Genomic DNA, 15288 nt, shown 5'->3' with positions numbered 1-15288 from the left:
CCGCTTAACGCAGGTTAACCAGCGTGTTGAGGATCTGATCCTGGGTTTTGATGGTCTGCGCGTTCGACTGATAGTTACGCTGCGCGACGATCATGTTCACCAGTTCTTTACTCATATCCACGTTGGAGGCTTCCAGCGCGCCGTTGGTCAGCTTGCCGAAGTTACCGGTGCCTGCGGTACCCAGCAGCGCCACGCCGGAGGACTGAGAGGCAGACCAGACGTTGTCGCCTTCCGATTTCAGACCTTCGTTGTTGGCGAAGTTTGCCAGCACGATCTGACCCAGAACCTGAGACTGTTCGTTAGAGTAGCTTCCCACCACGGTGCCATCGTCGTTGATCTGGTAGCTCACCAGATCGCCTGGCTTGTAGCCGTTCTGATTGGTTGCCACCACGCTGTTCGCACCGGTGTTCTGCTGCATGGAGTTCAGGAAGCTCAGGGAGAAGGTCGCCGCCGTCGCACCGCTGACAGAACCCGTGGTGATGTTAATGGCCGGCGTGGCGTTTGGCGTTGCGCTCAGTACACCCGCAGCGTCGTAGTTATAGACACCCGCCAGGTTGCCGTTCGCATCAAAGTTCATCTGCGCCGCTTTCGCTGCTGTAGAACCTGCAACGCTGCCGTCCTGAGTGTAAAGATCCCATTTATTGTTGGCCGTCTTCACGTAGTAGACGTACATGTTATGGGCGTTACCCTGGCTGTCGAATACGGTCACGGTCCCTTTTTTGTTATAGGTGTCCGGGTTGGTCGCATCGAAAGGGGCAGTTTGAACAGGGTCGGTTGAGTTCAGGTTGATCTGCTGCGTCGCGGTGGTGGTCGATTTTGCCGCCATCAGGGTATTCGGGATAGTAATCGCCTGAGGGTTCGCACCGGTCTGAACGGTAGGCGGCGTACCCGCTACCGGGTAGCCCGTCAGCTGCATGCCCTGCATGTTCACCAGCGTACGGTTTTCGTCCAGCTTGAACTGGCCGTTACGGCTGTAGAACACAGAGCCGTTGGAATCGACCATACGGAAGAAACCGTTCTGGCTGATGGCAACGTCCAGACCACGACCGGTGTTGGTGGTGGTGCCGTCGCTAAAGTCCTGAGTGATGCCCGCAACTTTCACGCCCAGGCCGACTTTGGAACCGGCAAACATGTCTGCAAATGATGCAGAACCGGATTTAAAACCATAGGTCGCGGAGTTGGCGATGTTGTTGCCAATGACGTCCAGGTTGGTGGCCGCAGCATTCAGGCCGCTGACCGCTTGAGAAAAGGCCATGACTTACTCCTGATAAGTGATAAGGCTTAGATAATCTGCCGAACTTCGTCGAGTGTGGTGGAACCAGAGGTTCCCAAATCCAGTTTGTTGCCGTCGCTTCCTTTAATCACGCCCTGGACCAGCGCGAACTGCAGCGGCTGCGCTACCAGCTGGGTTGTCCCGTTGCTGGCGCTGATCGCTACTTTGTAGGAACCGTTTGGTGCTTTCGTGCCGTCGGTCAGGCTGCCATCCCACGTAAAGGTGTGAACGCCCGCCTTCAGCTCACCGATATCAATGGTGCGAACCACCACGTTATTGGCATCCATGATCGTTGCAGTCACCTTCTCAGCCGGCTGCTGGAGCTCAACGCCAAACGGCGTGGTCGTCGTGGTGGTATTGCCGTCGGTGGTGCTGGTGCCTGCCAGAATCGTGGTTCCCGGGATCATCACCCCGTGGCCAATCAGGCTTGCCGCCTGCAGAGACTGGGCGCTGTTAATCTGCCCAGAGACGGAACCGAGGGTGGTGTTCAGTTTCTCAATGCCGCTCACGGTACTGATCTGCGCAAGCTGCGTGGTCAGTTCGTTGTTCTGCATTGGGTTGGTGGGATCCTGGTTCTTAAGCTGCGCCACCAGCAGCGTCAGAAAGCTGCCCTGAAGATCGGCGGCGTTACTCCCCGTCAGGGAGTTAGAACCCGTCGTACTCTTGGTGTTGTTAACACCCGAGTTCGTAGGATCATTCACATTTACGGCGATGGACATGCATGTCTCCTTTACTGGCCGAGAGTGAGTGTTTTGAGCATCATGCTCTTCACGGTATTAAGCACTTCGACGTTGGCCTGGTAGCTACGGGAAGCCGACATGGAGTTCACCATCTCACCCACCACATCCACGTTTGGCATCTTCACGTATCCGCTGGCATCCGCGAGCGGGTTACCCGGCTCATACACCAGCCTGTCAGGCGCCTGGCTCTCTACCACATCAGACACCTTCACGCCGCCCGTCGCCGCGCCCGGCGCAGCATCGACCTGAAAGACAACCTGTTTGGCACGATAAGGCTGGCCGTCGGGTCCGGTGACGCTGTCGGCGTTTGCCAGGTTACTGGCAGCCACGTTCAGGCGTTTGGACTGCGCGGTTAACGCCGAACCGGCGATATCAAAAATATTCAACAAGGCCATCTATCAGTTCCCCCCCTGCAGGACGTTCATCATGCCTTTGATTTGTCCGCCGAGTACGGTCAGGCCCGTCTGGTATTTCAGGCTGTTATCGGCAAACTGCGTACGCTCCCGGTCCATATCCACGGTGTTACCGTCGAGTGAGGGCTGATCGGGAATGCGGTAAAGTAAATCGGTCGCTGGCGCGGTCATCGCCTGAGCAGGAATATGGCGAGAGGATGTCATGGCAAGTGCAACACCCGTTCCTTCGGCACGTCCACGCTCCATCACCTTTTTGAGTTCACTGGAAAAATCAATATCGCGCGCCTGAAACCCCGGGGTATCGGCGTTAGCGATGTTGGCGGCTAAAATCTCCTGCCGCTGGGCGCGTAAATTGAGCGCTTCCTGCTGAAAACGTAACGCGGCGTCGAGTTTATCGAGCATGTCTCCTCCGCTGATGGCAAAATTTCAGTTCACAGCTTAAATCTCACCCGGTCTCCCCTATCGACGGAATAAGCGCAAAATGCGTCGCTATTTATTGCGTTGATGCAAAACCACTGCAGGTAGAATTCATTCAACTCTGGAAACGGTGGAACTTGCGATGCAAACGTTAAAACGTGGCCTGATGGCAATTTTCTGGCTGTTTAGCCCGCTGGTGCAGGCTGAAGGCTTACAGGATCAGTTGACGGCTTTCTTTGCTGAGAAGCTGGCAGGCTTTAGCGATGACGTTACCGTTACCGTGCGCACGCCACCGAATCTGTACCCGACGTGTGACCAGCCTTCGTTCAGCGTGGTGGGGTTCACAAAGCTTTGGGGGAATGTGAACGTGCTGGCACGCTGCGCCAACGAAAAACGCTATTTACAGGTTGCAGTTCAGGCGACGGGCAATTATGTTGTCGCCGCCGTGCCCATTGCGCGCGGCAGCGTGCTGCAGACGAACAGCGTGACGTTAAAACGCGGTCGTCTGGATCAGCTGCCTCCACGCACCATGCTGGAAATAAACCAGGCACAGGACGCCGTCAGCCTGCGTGATGTTGCACCAGGCCAGCCGATACAGCTCTCAATGCTGCGCCAGGCATGGCGGATAAAAGCGGGCCAGCAGGTGATGGTGGTGGCCAACGGAGAGGGCTTTAGTATCAACAGTGAAGGGAAAGCGTTAAACAATGCCGCGGTGGCGCAAAACATCCGCGTCAGAATGTCCTCAGGCCAGGTGGTGAGCGGAACCGTCGATTCTGATGGGAATATTCTGATTAACCTATAATCTTTTTAAAGATTTCGCGGCGCGTGCCGATAAATATTCCACTAATGATGATGTCAGGCGCAAACGCCGCGAACCCTCGATGAGGACAACACTATGAGCATTGATCGTACATCAGCCCTGAAGCCGGTAAGCGCTGTACAACCTCGCGAAACGAATGACACTCCTGCGCAAAAAACGCGTCTGGAAAAACCGTCAACGTCCAACAGCACCAGCGTGACCCTGAGCGATGCGCAGGCGAAACTGATGCAGCCAGGCACCAACGATATCAATATGGAACGTGTTGAAGCGCTGAAAACGGCTATTCGTAACGGTGAACTGAAAATGGATACCAGCAAGATCGCTGATGCCCTGATTCAGGAAGCACAGAGTTTCTTACAGAGTAACTAACCGTATGAGTCGACTGTCAGAAATACTGGATCAAATGACGGTTGTCCTGAACGACCTGAAAACGGTAATGGACGCTGAACAACAGCATCTCTCTTCCGGTCACATCAACGGCAGCGCGCTGCAGCGTATTACTGAAGATAAGAGTTCGCTTCTGGCGACGCTGGATTATCTGGAGCAACAACGCCGCGCTGAGCAGGATCCGAAGCGCAGCGCCAATGACGATATTATTGAGCGCTGGCAGACCATTACCGAAAAAACCCAGCACCTGCGCGATCTTAACCAGCATAACGGCTGGCTACTGGAAGGTCAGATTGAGCGTAATCAGCAGGCACTTGAGGTGTTGAAACCGCATAAAGAAACCGGACTGTACGGTGCGGATGGTCAGACAGCGACTGCGCGTATTGCGGGTGTGAAAAAGATTTCGATTTGACGCATCAGCGACAAATCATGCAGCGGGGAGCACCATAAGGTGAACTCCCCTTTTGGCGTTTATGCCGTCCGACGGGCAAACTCTTTCACTTTGAAGCCCAGCACCGCGAGCGTGGCAAAGTACGCCACCACCCCGACGCCCACCACGGCCATCAGCCGCATCAGACGGTAGGGCATGGTGCCCAGAGACCACTCCGGCATCACGTACATCATGCCGAGCAGCGCGGCAGACATCACCAGTACCGCCACGATCAGACGCACCAGGAAACTTCCCCAGCCCGGCTGCGGTGTAAAAATATCCTGCTTGCGCAGCTGCCAGTACAGCAGTCCGGCATTCAGACAGGCCGCCAGACCAATCGATAATGACAGGCCCGCATGCTTCAGCGGACCAATAAACGCCAGGTTCATCAGCTGCGTCATAATCAGCGTCACAATGGCAATTTTCACCGGCGTTTTGATGTCCTGACGCGAGTAGAACCCGGGCGCCAGCACCTTGACGACGATCAGCCCCATCAATCCGACCGAGTAGGCAATCAGCGCGCGCTGGGTCATGGCGGCATCAAAGGCGGTGAATTTCCCGTACTGGAAGAGCGACACCGTCAGCGGTTTGGCCAGAATACCCAGCGCCACCGCGCTTGGCAGGGCCAGCAGGAAGCAGAGACGTAACCCCCAGTCCATCAGGCGGCAATACTCATCATGATTACCGCTGGCAAAACTTTTCGACAGCGACGGTAGCAGGATGGTCCCCAGCGCCACGCCCAGCACCCCGGACGGGAACTCCATCAGACGATCGGCGTAGTACATCCAGGAAACCGAGCCGGACACGAGGAACGAGGCAAAGATGGTGTTGATGATCAGCGAGATCTGGCTGACGGAGACGCCGAGAATAGCGGGCCCCATCTGCTTGATGACGCGCATCGCCCCGGCATCTTTGAGATTGATGCGCGGCAGCACCAGCATGCCGATTTTTTTCAGATGCGGCAGCTGATACGCCAGCTGCAGCACGCCGCCCACGGTGACCGCCCAGGCCAGCGCCAGCACCGGCGGGTTGAAGTGCGGCGCAGCGAACAGGGCAAAGCCGATCATGCTGACGTTGAGAAACGTTGGCGCAAACGCCGGAACAGAGAAGCGGTTCCAGGTATTCAGGATCGCCCCCACCAGCGAGGCCAGCGAGATGAGCAGAATATAGGGGAAAGTGATGCGCAGCAGCTGCGAGGTGAGCGCAAACTTGTCGGCCGTATCGGCAAAACCTGGCGCGGTTACCATAATCACCCACGGCGCGGCCAGCATCCCGAGTACCGTCACCACCGCCAAAGCCAGCGTCAGCAGCCCGGAGACATAAGAAACAAAGACGCGCGTCGCGTCTTCACCCTGCTTGCTTTTATATTCCGCCAGGATAGGCACGAATGCCTGGGAAAACGCCCCTTCAGCAAAAATACGACGCAGCAGGTTCGGTAACTTGAACGCGACGAAAAAGGCGTCCGTGGCCATCCCTGCACCAAATACCCTTGCCACAATGGCGTCGCGCGCAAAACCCAGCACGCGGGAAAACATGGTCATCGAGCTGACGGCCGCCAGCGATTTTAATAAGTTCATTAACGTGAATTTCCAGAACCATACGGATTTGTAGGCCAGGTGAGCCTAAGCGCCACCCGGCAAAGCCAACAAGCGGCGCTTAGTCTAACCGGATTTCAACGAATTACTATCCGCAGATGTTACAGCGAGTTATTCGCTCATGGCCTCGCGCCAGAGCCTTTCCACAATGCGCTGCGCCATAATGGCCTGCTCACCGGACGTTTCAGGAACCGTCTGATTTTGCACGCAGGTGATAAAGTGACGGGCACAACCGGCAAAACCGCGCTGTTCAAGCGTGCTCTGCCAGCCAGGGGCAGGTAGCGTCACCACGCCGCTGCCCTTCTCTTCCCGCCATTCACGCATGTCGGTTATGTCGTACAACGCGCCGTCGGTGACGGCCTGGACGGATTCACGCTGACTCCCCGCACGACGATGCATGCTGGTCGTGATCTGTAGATGGTCAATCGCGAAATGATGTTCGGCGTAGACCATTTCACCCTGCTCGTTCGTAAGTAGCGTGCCACTTTGCAGCTGTGCATTGCCGCTGGCGAGCCACAGCGCCGTATCCACAACGTGCAGATAGTCATCCAGCAGCGTGAAACGCAAATCGTTTGGCCCAATGCTGTCGGTACGGTGCTTATCCATCCGCAGCGAGGCGAGTGTGCCCGACTGCGCCTTCAGCTGTTGATAAAGCGGCGCAAAGCGGCGGTTGAAGCCCACCATCAGCGTCAGTTTTTTGCGCGCGGCCAGCTCAATCAGCCGTTCGGCATCCTGAACATTTTCAGCCAGCGGTTTATCCACGCAGACGTGAACCCCCAAATTGAGCAGCTCGCTCACCACCTGATAGTGGGTTGCCGTTGAGGTATGGACAAATACCACATCACACTCGCGGGCCAGATCCTGCAGGGAGGCAGCATACGGCATGCGCCAGGTTTCGCAGATACGTTCTGCCTTTTCTCGGGTGGGTGACCATGCCCCTTGCAGGGTCCAGTCCGTCGCCGCACCTAAAACAGGCAGCCAGGCTTTTTGCGCGATGCCGCCCAGCCCCACCACGCCTACGCGTAATTTTTTCACCGTCAGTCTCCCAAATGTGCCAGCAACGCATCCAGACGCTGTTTCAGCCCGGCGACCTCATCTTCCAGCGCCTCTACGCGGGCAACCAAATCGTCATCTCCAGCACTAATATCGGTTGCGCTGGATTTAACTGAAATATCAACTTCACCACTGAACAGATGCATATAGCGGCTTTCGCGTTTTCCCGGCTCTCGCGCCAGACGCACCACGTATGGGCCGTCTTCGCGAGAAGCCAGCCCTTCCAGGGTCTGCTCGACCTCCTGCATATCGCTGAACTCATGCATACGGGAAGCGCGCGTGCGCAGCTCTCCCGGCGTCTGTGCCCCGCGCAGCAACAGCGTGGTGATGACCGCCACTTCCGCACTACTCAGCTTCAGGTCGCCAAATTCGGAGTTACAAAAGCGCTGTTCGTATTTGGTCACGCGGTTGCCGAAGCCGCTGACGGTGCGCAGATAGTGGCGTTTTACCAATGCATCGAGCACGTCCTGAACCTCATGCTCGCTGAGGTTCATCACCGGCTCGCGGTTGGTCTTCTGGTTGCAGGCCATGGTCACGGCGTTGACGGAGAGCGGATACTGCTCCGGCGTGGTGACCTGTTTTTCGAGTAAGCACCCAATCACGCGCGCTTCTGTACCGTTTAGCTGATACTTCATCTTTTCTCCTTAACGACCTGCGGTCCAGTCCCGGGTGGTTAACGCCGTCAGAACGTGGTCGCGCCACTCTCCGTCTATCAGCAGATAGTCTTTGGCGTAACCCTCTTTCTCGAACCCTAAACGCGCCAGCAAATTGCCGCTGCGCTGATTATGCGGCATATAGTTCGCCATGATGCGATGGATATGCTGCGTGCGTTGCATATAGCGGATCGCCACCGTTAACGCCTCGTACATCAGCCCCTGCCCCTGCCATTTCTGGCCGATGGAGTAGCCAAGGTAGCAGGCATGAAACGATCCCCGCACCACGTTTGAAAAATTGGCGATCCCGATAATCTCTTTCTCTTCAGGATCCAGCAGCGCGAAATAAAACGCGCTGCCCTGCTTGTGAAATTCCGTAATCATGCTGAGGCGCGCCTGCCAGCCGGAAGGGTAACAATGGCTCTCATCCCGAACGGGTTCCCAGGGTTTTAAAAACTGGCGATTCTCGGCGTAATAATCCGCCAGACGCCAGGCATCACGCTCATGCACCAGACGAACGACCAGCCTGTCCGTTGTCAGACGCACTTTTGGCACATTACTGCGATAGCCAAACATCGATACCACTCCTTCCCGTCACTTCTGCTTACCCATTAGCTTTACTATACCTGCGCCTGCGCCGTCTGTGAAAACAGTGACATACCATTTTGCCCTCTTTTCACACTTTTCGATGAGAACTCTCTATCAAAGCACCCTTTTGATAAAAAAATATTGTCGCGTTCAGGGGTGGGAAAAAACGCGGCGACACCGCAGAATGTTAGCGTGCTCACCATCTTATTTTCCCTGGAGGGAAAATGTCCCGCGTATCACAGGCCAGGAGCCTGGGTAAATATTTCCTGCTCGTCGATAACATGCTGGTCGTGCTCGGCTTTTTTGTCGTTTTCCCGCTGATATCGATTCGCTTTGTCGATCAAATGGGCTGGGCGGCATTAATGGTTGGCATTGCCCTGGGGTTACGCCAGTTTGTCCAGCAGGGGCTGGGCGTCTTTGGCGGGGCCATTGCCGACCGCTTTGGCGCTAAACCGATGATCGTGACCGGTATGCTGCTGCGCGCAGCAGGCTTTGCCACGATGGCGGTCGCCCAGGAGCCCTGGCTGCTCTGGTTCTCCTGTTTCCTCTCCGGTATCGGGGGCACGCTGTTCGATCCGCCGCGCACCGCGCTGGTGGTGAAGCTTATTCGCCCTCAGCACCGCGGCCGCTTCTTCTCGATTCTGATGATGCAGGACAGCGCCGGGGCGGTTGTTGGCGCCCTGCTGGGAAGCTGGCTGCTGCAGTACGACTTCCGTCTGGTCTGCGCGGCTGGGGCGGTGCTCTTTATTCTGTGCGCGCTGTTTAATGGCCTGTTCCTGCCCGCCTGGAAACTGTCGACGGTCAAAGCACCTGTCCGGGAAGGGCTTGGCCGCGTCCTGCGCGACAAACGTTTTGTCACCTATGTGCTGACATTGACGGGCTACTACATGCTGGCTGTGCAGGTCATGCTGATGCTGCCGATCATGGTTAACGACATTGCTGGCACGCCTGCTGCCGTTAAATGGATGTACGCCATCGAAGCCTGCCTGTCGTTAACGCTGCTTTATCCGATTGCCCGCTGGAGCGAACGGCGTTTTCGTCTGGAGCATCGCCTGATGGCCGGGCTGTTCCTGATGACGCTGAGCATGATGCCGATCGGGCTGGTGAACTCTCTCCAGCAGCTGTTTACCCTGATTTGCACCTTCTATATAGGGTCGATCATCGCCGAGCCTGCCCGTGAAACGCTGAGCGCCTCCCTTGCGGATGCGCGTGCGCGCGGCAGCTATATGGGTTTCAGCCGGCTCGGGCTGGCGCTTGGCGGCGCATTAGGTTACGCCGGGGGCGGCTGGTTGTTTGATGCCGGCAAAGCGTTAAACCAGCCCGAACTCCCGTGGATGATGCTCGGCGTGGTGGGCTTTATGACGCTTCTTGCCCTGTGGTGGCAGTTCAGCCAGAAACGCAGCGCGAGCGGTATGCTCGAGCCTGGCGCGTAGCCTTTCCCTCGGGCGGGTGTCCCTCCCGCCCCACTTCTCAGTTTTTTCTGCTGGTTTCTGCCCATTCACGCTGACATACTGGCGTAACAGGACAGAAGCGCCGATTTTTCGTTGAGGAACACTATGAAGAAAATTGTCTTTGCCGCTGCATTAGTTGTCAGCGGTCTGCTGGTTGGCTGTAACCAGCTCACGCAATATACCGTCAGTGAACAGGAAATTAATCAGGCGCTGGAAAAACATAACAATTTTTCTAAAGACATTGGCGTGCCGGGGCTAGCGGACGCGCATATCGTGCTCACGAATCTGACCAGCCAGATCGGACGTGAAGAGCCAAACAAAGTCACCCTGGCCGGTGACGCGGATCTTGATATGTCCTCCCTCTTTGGCAATCAGAAAGCCAACATCAAGCTCAAGCTGAAGGCACTCCCCGTTTTCAACAAAGAGAAAGGGGCGATTTTCCTCCAGGAGATGGAAGTCGTCGATGCGCAGGTGTCGCCGGACAAGATGGCGCCGGTTCTGCAAACCCTGATGCCCTATCTCAACCAGTCGCTGCGTAATTATTTCAACCAGCAGCCCGCGTACGTCTTAAGCGAAGATAAAAGCAAGGGCGAAGCCCTGGCGAAAAAATACGCAAAAGGCATAGAGGTTAAGCCGGGTGAAATCATCATTCCTTTCACCGATTAACCTGAAGGGCGCTGCGGCGCCCTTTTTTTTACGGAAAAGTGTGCAAACGAAAACGTTTCCGCTTATGATTTGTGTCCGGCAAAAACAGCCATCCTTATGACTGATTCCTGACAAGCCGGAGCTTCCATGACTGCACAACCCCAGGTTCTTAAAATCCGCCGCCCTGACGACTGGCATATCCATCTGCGTGATGGCGATATGCTGAAAACCGTCGTGCCTTATACCAGCGAAATTTATGGCCGCGCGATTGTCATGCCTAACCTGGTTCCACCAGTCACCACCGTCGATGCCGCGATAGCCTATCGCCAGCGCATCCTGGATGCCGTGCCTGCGGGACACGATTTCACCCCGTTGATGACCTGCTATCTGACCGACTCGCTGGACCCGAACGAAGTGGAGCGTGGGTTTAACGAAGGCGTATTTACGGCGGCGAAACTCTATCCGGCGAATGCCACCACCAACTCCAGCCACGGCGTCACCAGCATTGATGCCATCATGCCGGTTCTGGAGCGCATGCAGAAACTGGGCATGCCGCTGCTGGTCCATGGTGAAGTCACACATGCCGAGATTGACATCTTCGACCGTGAAGCCCGGTTTATCGAGACCGTGATGGAGCCTCTGCGCCAGCGCCTGCCCGCGCTTAAAGTGGTCTTTGAGCATATCACCACCAAAGACGCGGCAGAGTACGTGCGCGACGGCAACGATCTTATCGCCGCCACCATTACGCCGCAGCACCTGATGTTTAACCGTAACCACATGCTGGTGGGCGGGGTGCGCCCTCACCTGTACTGCCTGCCGATTCTCAAGCGCAACATCCACCAGCAGGCGCTGCGCGAGCTGGTTGCCAGCGGGTTCTCCCGCGCGTTCCTCGGCACCGACTCCGCGCCTCACGCCCGCCACCGTAAAGAGGCAAGCTGCGGCTGCGCAGGCTGCTTCAACGCCCCAACGGCGCTTGCCAGCTACGCGACCGTATTTGAAGAGATGAACGCGCTGGAACATTTCGAAGCGTTCTGCTCCCTTAACGGCCCGCGCTTCTACGGCCTGCCGGTCAACGACAGCTTCATCGAACTGGAGCGTAAAGCGAGCCACGTTGAGGAGTCCATTGCGCTGACGGATGACACGCTGATCCCCTTCCTGGCGGGCGAAACCGTTAACTGGACGGTAAAACGTTAAAAAATCAATGCCCCTTGTTGTCAAACCGATAATATACCTGTATAAATAAACAGTATATTACACAGGGGGCATTTATGCGTATTGAAGTCACCATAGCCAAAACAACTGTTCTGCCTGCCGGCGCGCTTGATGCACTGGCAGGCGAATTATCCCGCCGTATTAACAACACCTTTCCCGACAACGCGGGTGCCGTAACGGTGCGTTACGCCGCGGCGAACAACCTCTCCGTCATTGGTGCGGCGAAAGAAGATAAAGATCGCATCAGCGAAATCCTGCAGGAAACGTGGGAAAGCGCAGACGACTGGTTTATCACAGATTAATACTGCTCCCTCATTGTGTTTTTTTGCCGGGTCGCCCCGGCTTTTTTTTGTCTAAAAATACGGTAAGTTCAAATTAATTCGGCATCTTCTTTAAGAATCGTGAACAAGATGGTGTTTTATTGTTCGAACAATCCTAAAAAGCAGAAAAATGTGTTGCCACCTGTTTATTTTTCCCTTCGGAACCCTTATTACTTGGTATACTGAAGATGCTTTCAGAAAAACATGCATTGAACCTCAAAGCCGTTGTCTTCTAACACGCATTAAGGGGGTTATAATGGAAAAGAATAGTGAAGTGATCCAGACCCATCCACTTGTTGGCTGGGATATCAGTACCGTAGATAGCTACGATGCGCTGATGCTGCGTTTGCACTACCAGACCCCGAATCAACTCAACCGTGAAGAAGCGGAAGTTGGACAGACGCTGTGGCTAACAACAGACGTCGCCCGTCAGTTTATTTCTATTTTAGAGGCAGGTATTGCAAAAATAGAATCTGGCGACTATCAGGAAAATGAGTATAAACGGCACTAAGCTTATGCCCACTTTTCTCTCTACAGGCACCCTCGCGGTGCCTTATTTATTTCTCCCTTGTCTAACTCCGCGTTGTTAATTACTCTGCTAACAAAACGTCAGTTTATGAGATGCATATGAGATACGACTTAATCATTATTGGTAGCGGCTCCGTGGGTTCCGCTGCCGGTTATTACGCAACACAGGCAGGTCTGAAGGTCCTGATGATCGATGCCCACCGCCCTCCCCATGCGGAAGGCAGCCATCATGGCGATACCCGCCTCATGCGCCATGCGTATGGAGAAGGCGAGCGCTATGTCCCGCTGGTGCTTCGCGCCCAGACGCTGTGGGATGAACTGGCGAAACAGACCGAAGAGCGTATTTTCGAGCGTACCGGGGTTATCAACCTTGGTCCGGCTCATTCGGAATTTCTTGCCGGCGTCGAGCGCAGCGCGAAAGCCTTTAATCTGGACGTTGAGAAGCTAGACGCAACGGGCATAACCGCGCGCTGGCCTGAAATTAGCGTCCCGGACGATTATATTGGCCTCTTTGAAGCCCACTCCGGCGTACTGCATTGTGAAACAGCGATCAAAACCTGGGTCGACCTTGCCGCGAAAGCTGGCTGTGCACAGCTGTTTAACTGTCCGGTGGAGGCCATCACCCATGACGAGAATGGCGTCACGGTAACGACCATTGACGGCGACTACTCAGCCTCTCGCCTGCTCGTCAGCGCAGGAACATGGGTCACTCACCTGCTGCCGGAGCTGCCAATCCAGCCGGTGCGCAAAGTCTTCTCCTGGTTCCAGTCGGATGGACGCTACAGCGCGCAGAATAAATTCCCGGCCTTCACCGGGGAATTACCCAACGGCGATCAGTTCTACGGTTTCCCTTCCGAGAAAGACGCGCTGAAAATTGGTAAACACAACGGGGGCCAGGCGATCACCTCCCCTGAAGAGCGTAAGCCTTTCGGCGCCTTTCCTCAGGATGGTTCGGAAGCCTTCTCATTCCTGCGGAATATTCTTCCGGGCGTCGGTGGCTTGCTGTATGGCGCAGCCTGTACCTACGACAACACGCCGGATGAAGACTTCATCATTGATACGCTGCCCGGGCATGACAACACCCTGCTCATCACCGGGCTGAGCGGCCACGGCTTTAAATTCGCTTCCGTGCTGGGTGAAATCGCCGCGCAGTTTGCTCAGGGTATCACGCCGCAGTTTGATCTGACGCCCTTCTCACTCTCGCGTTTTAACGGATAATCCACACGGGCTCCGGACGTCCCGGGGCCCGTTTCACTCACACTGCATTACGGGGCGTTATGCGCAGGATCGTTAGCTTTCTGATGAATAATATTCGCGAGCACTTCATGCTCTATCTCTTATTGTGGGCGCTACTCGCCATTATTGATTTTGTTTACATTGTATTTTATTGAAAAGCCCGACTGACAATAATTGACATTTATTTAGCTTTATTGAACCTCTCAATTTCATCTTGCACGAAGACATTGAATTACCTTTATCAATCCTGTTCAAAAGTGCTGAAATAAATAAAATAAAAATCAATAGACGATTATTTCAGTTGCAATATCCCGCCTTCCCGTTCATTTTTACTTTCCGGTTAATTTGAAAATGGACATTCTGATGCAATTGCGTAACTCCTCCCGGCGCTACGGAATAATATCCATAGGTTTGCACTGGATATTTTCTCTTGCCGTCTACGGTATGTTTGGACTTGGGCTCTGGATGGTCACGCTCAGCTATTACGATGGCTGGTATCACCAGGCACCGGAGTTACATAAAAGCATTGGTGTCCTGCTGATGCTGGGCATGGTTTTCCGCGTGATCTGGCGACATATTTCCCCACCGCCTGCCGCGCCGAATACCCACAGCAAATTTACCCGCGTCAGTGCAGTCGCCGCGCATATTGCGCTCTATGCGCTGCTCTTCGCCATTCTGATTAGCGGATACCTTATCTCGACGGCGGACGGTAAGCCGATTAGCGTCTTTGGCCTTTTTGACGTCCCGGCAACGCTCAGCGATGCGGGCGCTCAGGCAGACACCGCAGGGGTCGTACACCTCTGGCTTGCGTGGAGCGTCGTGATCCTGTCCGTACTGCACGGGCTTGCCGCCCTCAAACACCATTTTATTGATAAAGACGATACGCTAAAGCGCATGCTTGGCCGCTCGTCAGTTGACTCTGGAGCATAAAATGAAAAAACACCTGCTGGGTATCGCCCTGGGTTCTCTGTTATTCACCGCCGGTTCCGCCGTGGCGGCTGATTATAAAATTGATAAAGAGGGCCAGCACGCTTTCGTCAATTTCCGTATTCAGCATCTGGGATACAGCTGGCTGTACGGTACCTTTAAGGATTTTGACGGCACATTCACCTTTGACGAGAAAAATCCTGCCGCCGACAAGGTCAACGTGACCATTAATACTAACAGCGTTGATACCAATCATGCTGAACGTGATAAACATCTGCGCAGTGGGGAATTCCTCAATGTCGGGAAATACCCACAGGCTACTTTCACCTCCACGGAAGTGAAAAAAGACGGTGATAAGCTGAATATTACCGGCAACCTGACGCTTAACGGCGTAACAAAACCGGTCACGCTGGAGGCTAAATTATTGGGTCAGGGTGACGATCCGTGGGGCGGTAAACGCGCAGGATTTGAAGCAGCGGGTAAAATTCATCTGAAAGATTTTAATATCACAACGGATTTAGGCCCGGCGTCTCAGGACGTGGAGCTGATTATTTCCGTTGAAGGTGTACAGCAGAAATCATAATAGATTCGCCCGGCAGG

20 protein-coding genes are annotated in these 15288 nt (G+C 54.9%); 12 read left to right on the top strand and 8 right to left on the bottom strand.

The window, feature by feature from the left end:
- Positions 1–4 precede the first annotated feature (4 nt).
- From flgE to flgB, 4 genes are read right to left on the bottom strand one after another with little or no spacing between them, the layout of a single operon-like run.
- Positions 5–1255: a flagellar hook protein FlgE gene (gene flgE / locus ACMGG5_RS14695; RefSeq protein ID WP_024909013.1), complete on the bottom strand. Its 1251-nt coding sequence runs from the start codon at positions 1253–1255 to the stop codon at positions 5–7.
- A 26-nt stretch (positions 1256–1281) separates the two neighbouring features.
- Positions 1282–1992 (bottom strand): flagellar hook assembly protein FlgD, encoded by a 711-nt coding sequence (gene flgD, locus ACMGG5_RS14690; RefSeq protein WP_048990267.1) that lies wholly within the window; start codon positions 1990–1992, stop codon positions 1282–1284.
- An 11-nt stretch (positions 1993–2003) separates the two neighbouring features.
- Positions 2004–2408: a flagellar basal body rod protein FlgC gene (gene flgC, locus ACMGG5_RS14685; RefSeq protein ID WP_008500814.1), complete on the bottom strand. Its 405-nt coding sequence runs from the start codon at positions 2406–2408 to the stop codon at positions 2004–2006.
- Positions 2409–2411: 3 nt separating this feature from the next.
- Complete coding sequence (gene flgB / locus ACMGG5_RS14680) at positions 2412–2828, bottom strand: flagellar basal body rod protein FlgB (protein WP_023311135.1); 417 nt, start codon at positions 2826–2828, stop codon at positions 2412–2414.
- A 157-nt stretch (positions 2829–2985) separates the two neighbouring features.
- Here flgB and flgA point away from each other — a divergent pair, with 157 nt between their 5' ends.
- The 3 genes from flgA to flgN all read left to right on the top strand — a co-directional run bounded on the left by flgA (position 2986) and on the right by flgN (position 4462).
- Positions 2986–3645 carry a flagellar basal body P-ring formation chaperone FlgA gene (gene flgA / locus ACMGG5_RS14675; protein ID WP_024909011.1) on the top strand — a complete coding sequence of 220 codons (660 nt, stop codon included), beginning with the start codon at positions 2986–2988 and terminating at the stop codon, positions 3643–3645.
- 93 nt (positions 3646–3738) lie between these two features.
- A complete protein-coding gene (gene flgM / locus ACMGG5_RS14670) occupies positions 3739–4032 on the top strand; it encodes a flagellar biosynthesis anti-sigma factor FlgM (protein ID WP_032650838.1) in 294 nt (97 codons plus the stop codon).
- Between the two features lie 4 nt (positions 4033–4036).
- Positions 4037–4462 carry a flagella biosynthesis chaperone FlgN gene (gene flgN, locus ACMGG5_RS14665; RefSeq protein ID WP_008500818.1) on the top strand — a complete coding sequence of 142 codons (426 nt, stop codon included), beginning with the start codon at positions 4037–4039 and terminating at the stop codon, positions 4460–4462.
- A 59-nt stretch (positions 4463–4521) separates the two neighbouring features.
- Here flgN and murJ read toward each other — a convergent pair whose 3' ends face one another.
- The 4 genes from murJ to rimJ all read right to left on the bottom strand — a co-directional run bounded on the left by murJ (position 4522) and on the right by rimJ (position 8357).
- Positions 4522–6057, bottom strand: coding sequence for a murein biosynthesis integral membrane protein MurJ (gene murJ / locus ACMGG5_RS14660; protein WP_023311131.1), 1536 nt, complete (start codon positions 6055–6057; stop codon positions 4522–4524).
- A 129-nt stretch (positions 6058–6186) separates the two neighbouring features.
- The gene (locus tag ACMGG5_RS14655; RefSeq protein WP_420278057.1) at positions 6187–7110 is read right to left on the bottom strand and encodes a Gfo/Idh/MocA family protein; all 924 of its coding nucleotides are present in this window, start codon (positions 7108–7110) and stop codon (positions 6187–6189) included.
- Between the two features lie 2 nt (positions 7111–7112).
- Positions 7113–7763 carry a YceH family protein gene (locus ACMGG5_RS14650; RefSeq protein ID WP_032650834.1) on the bottom strand — a complete coding sequence of 217 codons (651 nt, stop codon included), beginning with the start codon at positions 7761–7763 and terminating at the stop codon, positions 7113–7115.
- A 9-nt stretch (positions 7764–7772) separates the two neighbouring features.
- Positions 7773–8357, bottom strand: coding sequence for a ribosomal protein S5-alanine N-acetyltransferase (gene rimJ / locus ACMGG5_RS14645; RefSeq protein WP_008500822.1), 585 nt, complete (start codon positions 8355–8357; stop codon positions 7773–7775).
- Between the two features lie 236 nt (positions 8358–8593).
- Here rimJ and mdtH point away from each other — a divergent pair, with 236 nt between their 5' ends.
- The 9 genes from mdtH (at position 8594) to ACMGG5_RS14600 (ending at position 15271) form a co-directional block, all read left to right on the top strand.
- Positions 8594–9802, top strand: coding sequence for a multidrug efflux MFS transporter MdtH (gene mdtH / locus ACMGG5_RS14640; protein WP_024909006.1), 1209 nt, complete (start codon positions 8594–8596; stop codon positions 9800–9802).
- 123 nt (positions 9803–9925) lie between these two features.
- Complete coding sequence (locus tag ACMGG5_RS14635) at positions 9926–10486, top strand: lipoprotein (RefSeq protein WP_023311126.1); 561 nt, start codon at positions 9926–9928, stop codon at positions 10484–10486.
- 126 nt (positions 10487–10612) lie between these two features.
- Entirely contained in the window at positions 10613–11659 is a 1047-nt protein-coding gene (gene pyrC, locus ACMGG5_RS14630; RefSeq protein ID WP_032650832.1) for a dihydroorotase, read from the top strand.
- A gap of 74 nt (positions 11660–11733) precedes the next feature.
- A complete protein-coding gene (gene dinI, locus ACMGG5_RS14625) occupies positions 11734–11979 on the top strand; it encodes a DNA damage-inducible protein I (protein WP_008500826.1) in 246 nt (81 codons plus the stop codon).
- A 274-nt stretch (positions 11980–12253) separates the two neighbouring features.
- Positions 12254–12508 (top strand): biofilm formation regulator BssS, encoded by a 255-nt coding sequence (gene bssS, locus ACMGG5_RS14620; protein ID WP_008500827.1) that lies wholly within the window; start codon positions 12254–12256, stop codon positions 12506–12508.
- A 116-nt stretch (positions 12509–12624) separates the two neighbouring features.
- Positions 12625–13743, top strand: coding sequence for an N-methyl-L-tryptophan oxidase (gene solA, locus ACMGG5_RS14615; protein ID WP_208763754.1), 1119 nt, complete (start codon positions 12625–12627; stop codon positions 13741–13743).
- Between the two features lie 59 nt (positions 13744–13802).
- A complete protein-coding gene (locus ACMGG5_RS14610; RefSeq protein ID WP_032645429.1) occupies positions 13803–13916 on the top strand; it encodes a DUF2770 family protein in 114 nt (37 codons plus the stop codon).
- A gap of 208 nt (positions 13917–14124) precedes the next feature.
- Positions 14125–14691 (top strand): cytochrome b, encoded by a 567-nt coding sequence (locus ACMGG5_RS14605; protein ID WP_420278056.1) that lies wholly within the window; start codon positions 14125–14127, stop codon positions 14689–14691.
- Between the two features lies 1 nt (position 14692).
- Complete coding sequence (locus ACMGG5_RS14600; RefSeq protein WP_048990275.1) at positions 14693–15271, top strand: YceI family protein; 579 nt, start codon at positions 14693–14695, stop codon at positions 15269–15271.
- The last annotated feature ends 17 nt before the right edge of the window (positions 15272–15288 follow it).

It is taken from the genome of Enterobacter sp. BNK-34 (genome assembly GCF_048684445.1).
Lineage (GTDB): Bacteria > Pseudomonadota > Gammaproteobacteria > Enterobacterales > Enterobacteriaceae > Enterobacter > Enterobacter pseudoroggenkampii.
Note: the sequence above shows the minus strand (reverse complement) of the source record. Positions and strands in the feature narration are given on the sequence as shown.

Bases quoted from the DNA above. Each gene is read 5' to 3' on its own strand.
- flgE (WP_024909013.1), bottom strand. From the start codon at position 1,255: ATGGCCTTTTCTCAAGCGGTCAGCGGCCTGAATGCTGCGGCCACCAAC.
- flgD (WP_048990267.1), bottom strand. From the start codon at position 1,992: ATGTCCATCGCCGTAAATGTGAATGATCCTACGAACTCGGGTGTTAAC.
- flgC (WP_008500814.1), bottom strand. From the start codon at position 2,408: ATGGCCTTGTTGAATATTTTTGATATCGCCGGTTCGGCGTTAACCGCG.
- flgB (WP_023311135.1), bottom strand. From the start codon at position 2,828: ATGCTCGATAAACTCGACGCCGCGTTACGTTTTCAGCAGGAAGCGCTC.
- flgA (WP_024909011.1), top strand. From the start codon at position 2,986: ATGCAAACGTTAAAACGTGGCCTGATGGCAATTTTCTGGCTGTTTAGC.
- flgM (WP_032650838.1), top strand. From the start codon at position 3,739: ATGAGCATTGATCGTACATCAGCCCTGAAGCCGGTAAGCGCTGTACAA.
- flgN (WP_008500818.1), top strand. From the start codon at position 4,037: ATGAGTCGACTGTCAGAAATACTGGATCAAATGACGGTTGTCCTGAAC.
- murJ (WP_023311131.1), bottom strand. From the start codon at position 6,057: ATGAACTTATTAAAATCGCTGGCGGCCGTCAGCTCGATGACCATGTTT.
- ACMGG5_RS14650 (WP_032650834.1), bottom strand. From the start codon at position 7,763: ATGAAGTATCAGCTAAACGGTACAGAAGCGCGCGTGATTGGGTGCTTA.
- rimJ (WP_008500822.1), bottom strand. From the start codon at position 8,357: ATGTTTGGCTATCGCAGTAATGTGCCAAAAGTGCGTCTGACAACGGAC.
- mdtH (WP_024909006.1), top strand. From the start codon at position 8,594: ATGTCCCGCGTATCACAGGCCAGGAGCCTGGGTAAATATTTCCTGCTC.
- ACMGG5_RS14635 (WP_023311126.1), top strand. From the start codon at position 9,926: ATGAAGAAAATTGTCTTTGCCGCTGCATTAGTTGTCAGCGGTCTGCTG.
- pyrC (WP_032650832.1), top strand. From the start codon at position 10,613: ATGACTGCACAACCCCAGGTTCTTAAAATCCGCCGCCCTGACGACTGG.
- dinI (WP_008500826.1), top strand. From the start codon at position 11,734: ATGCGTATTGAAGTCACCATAGCCAAAACAACTGTTCTGCCTGCCGGC.
- bssS (WP_008500827.1), top strand. From the start codon at position 12,254: ATGGAAAAGAATAGTGAAGTGATCCAGACCCATCCACTTGTTGGCTGG.
- solA (WP_208763754.1), top strand. From the start codon at position 12,625: ATGAGATACGACTTAATCATTATTGGTAGCGGCTCCGTGGGTTCCGCT.
- ACMGG5_RS14610 (WP_032645429.1), top strand. From the start codon at position 13,803: ATGCGCAGGATCGTTAGCTTTCTGATGAATAATATTCGCGAGCACTTC.
- ACMGG5_RS14605 (WP_420278056.1), top strand. From the start codon at position 14,125: ATGCAATTGCGTAACTCCTCCCGGCGCTACGGAATAATATCCATAGGT.
- ACMGG5_RS14600 (WP_048990275.1), top strand. From the start codon at position 14,693: ATGAAAAAACACCTGCTGGGTATCGCCCTGGGTTCTCTGTTATTCACC.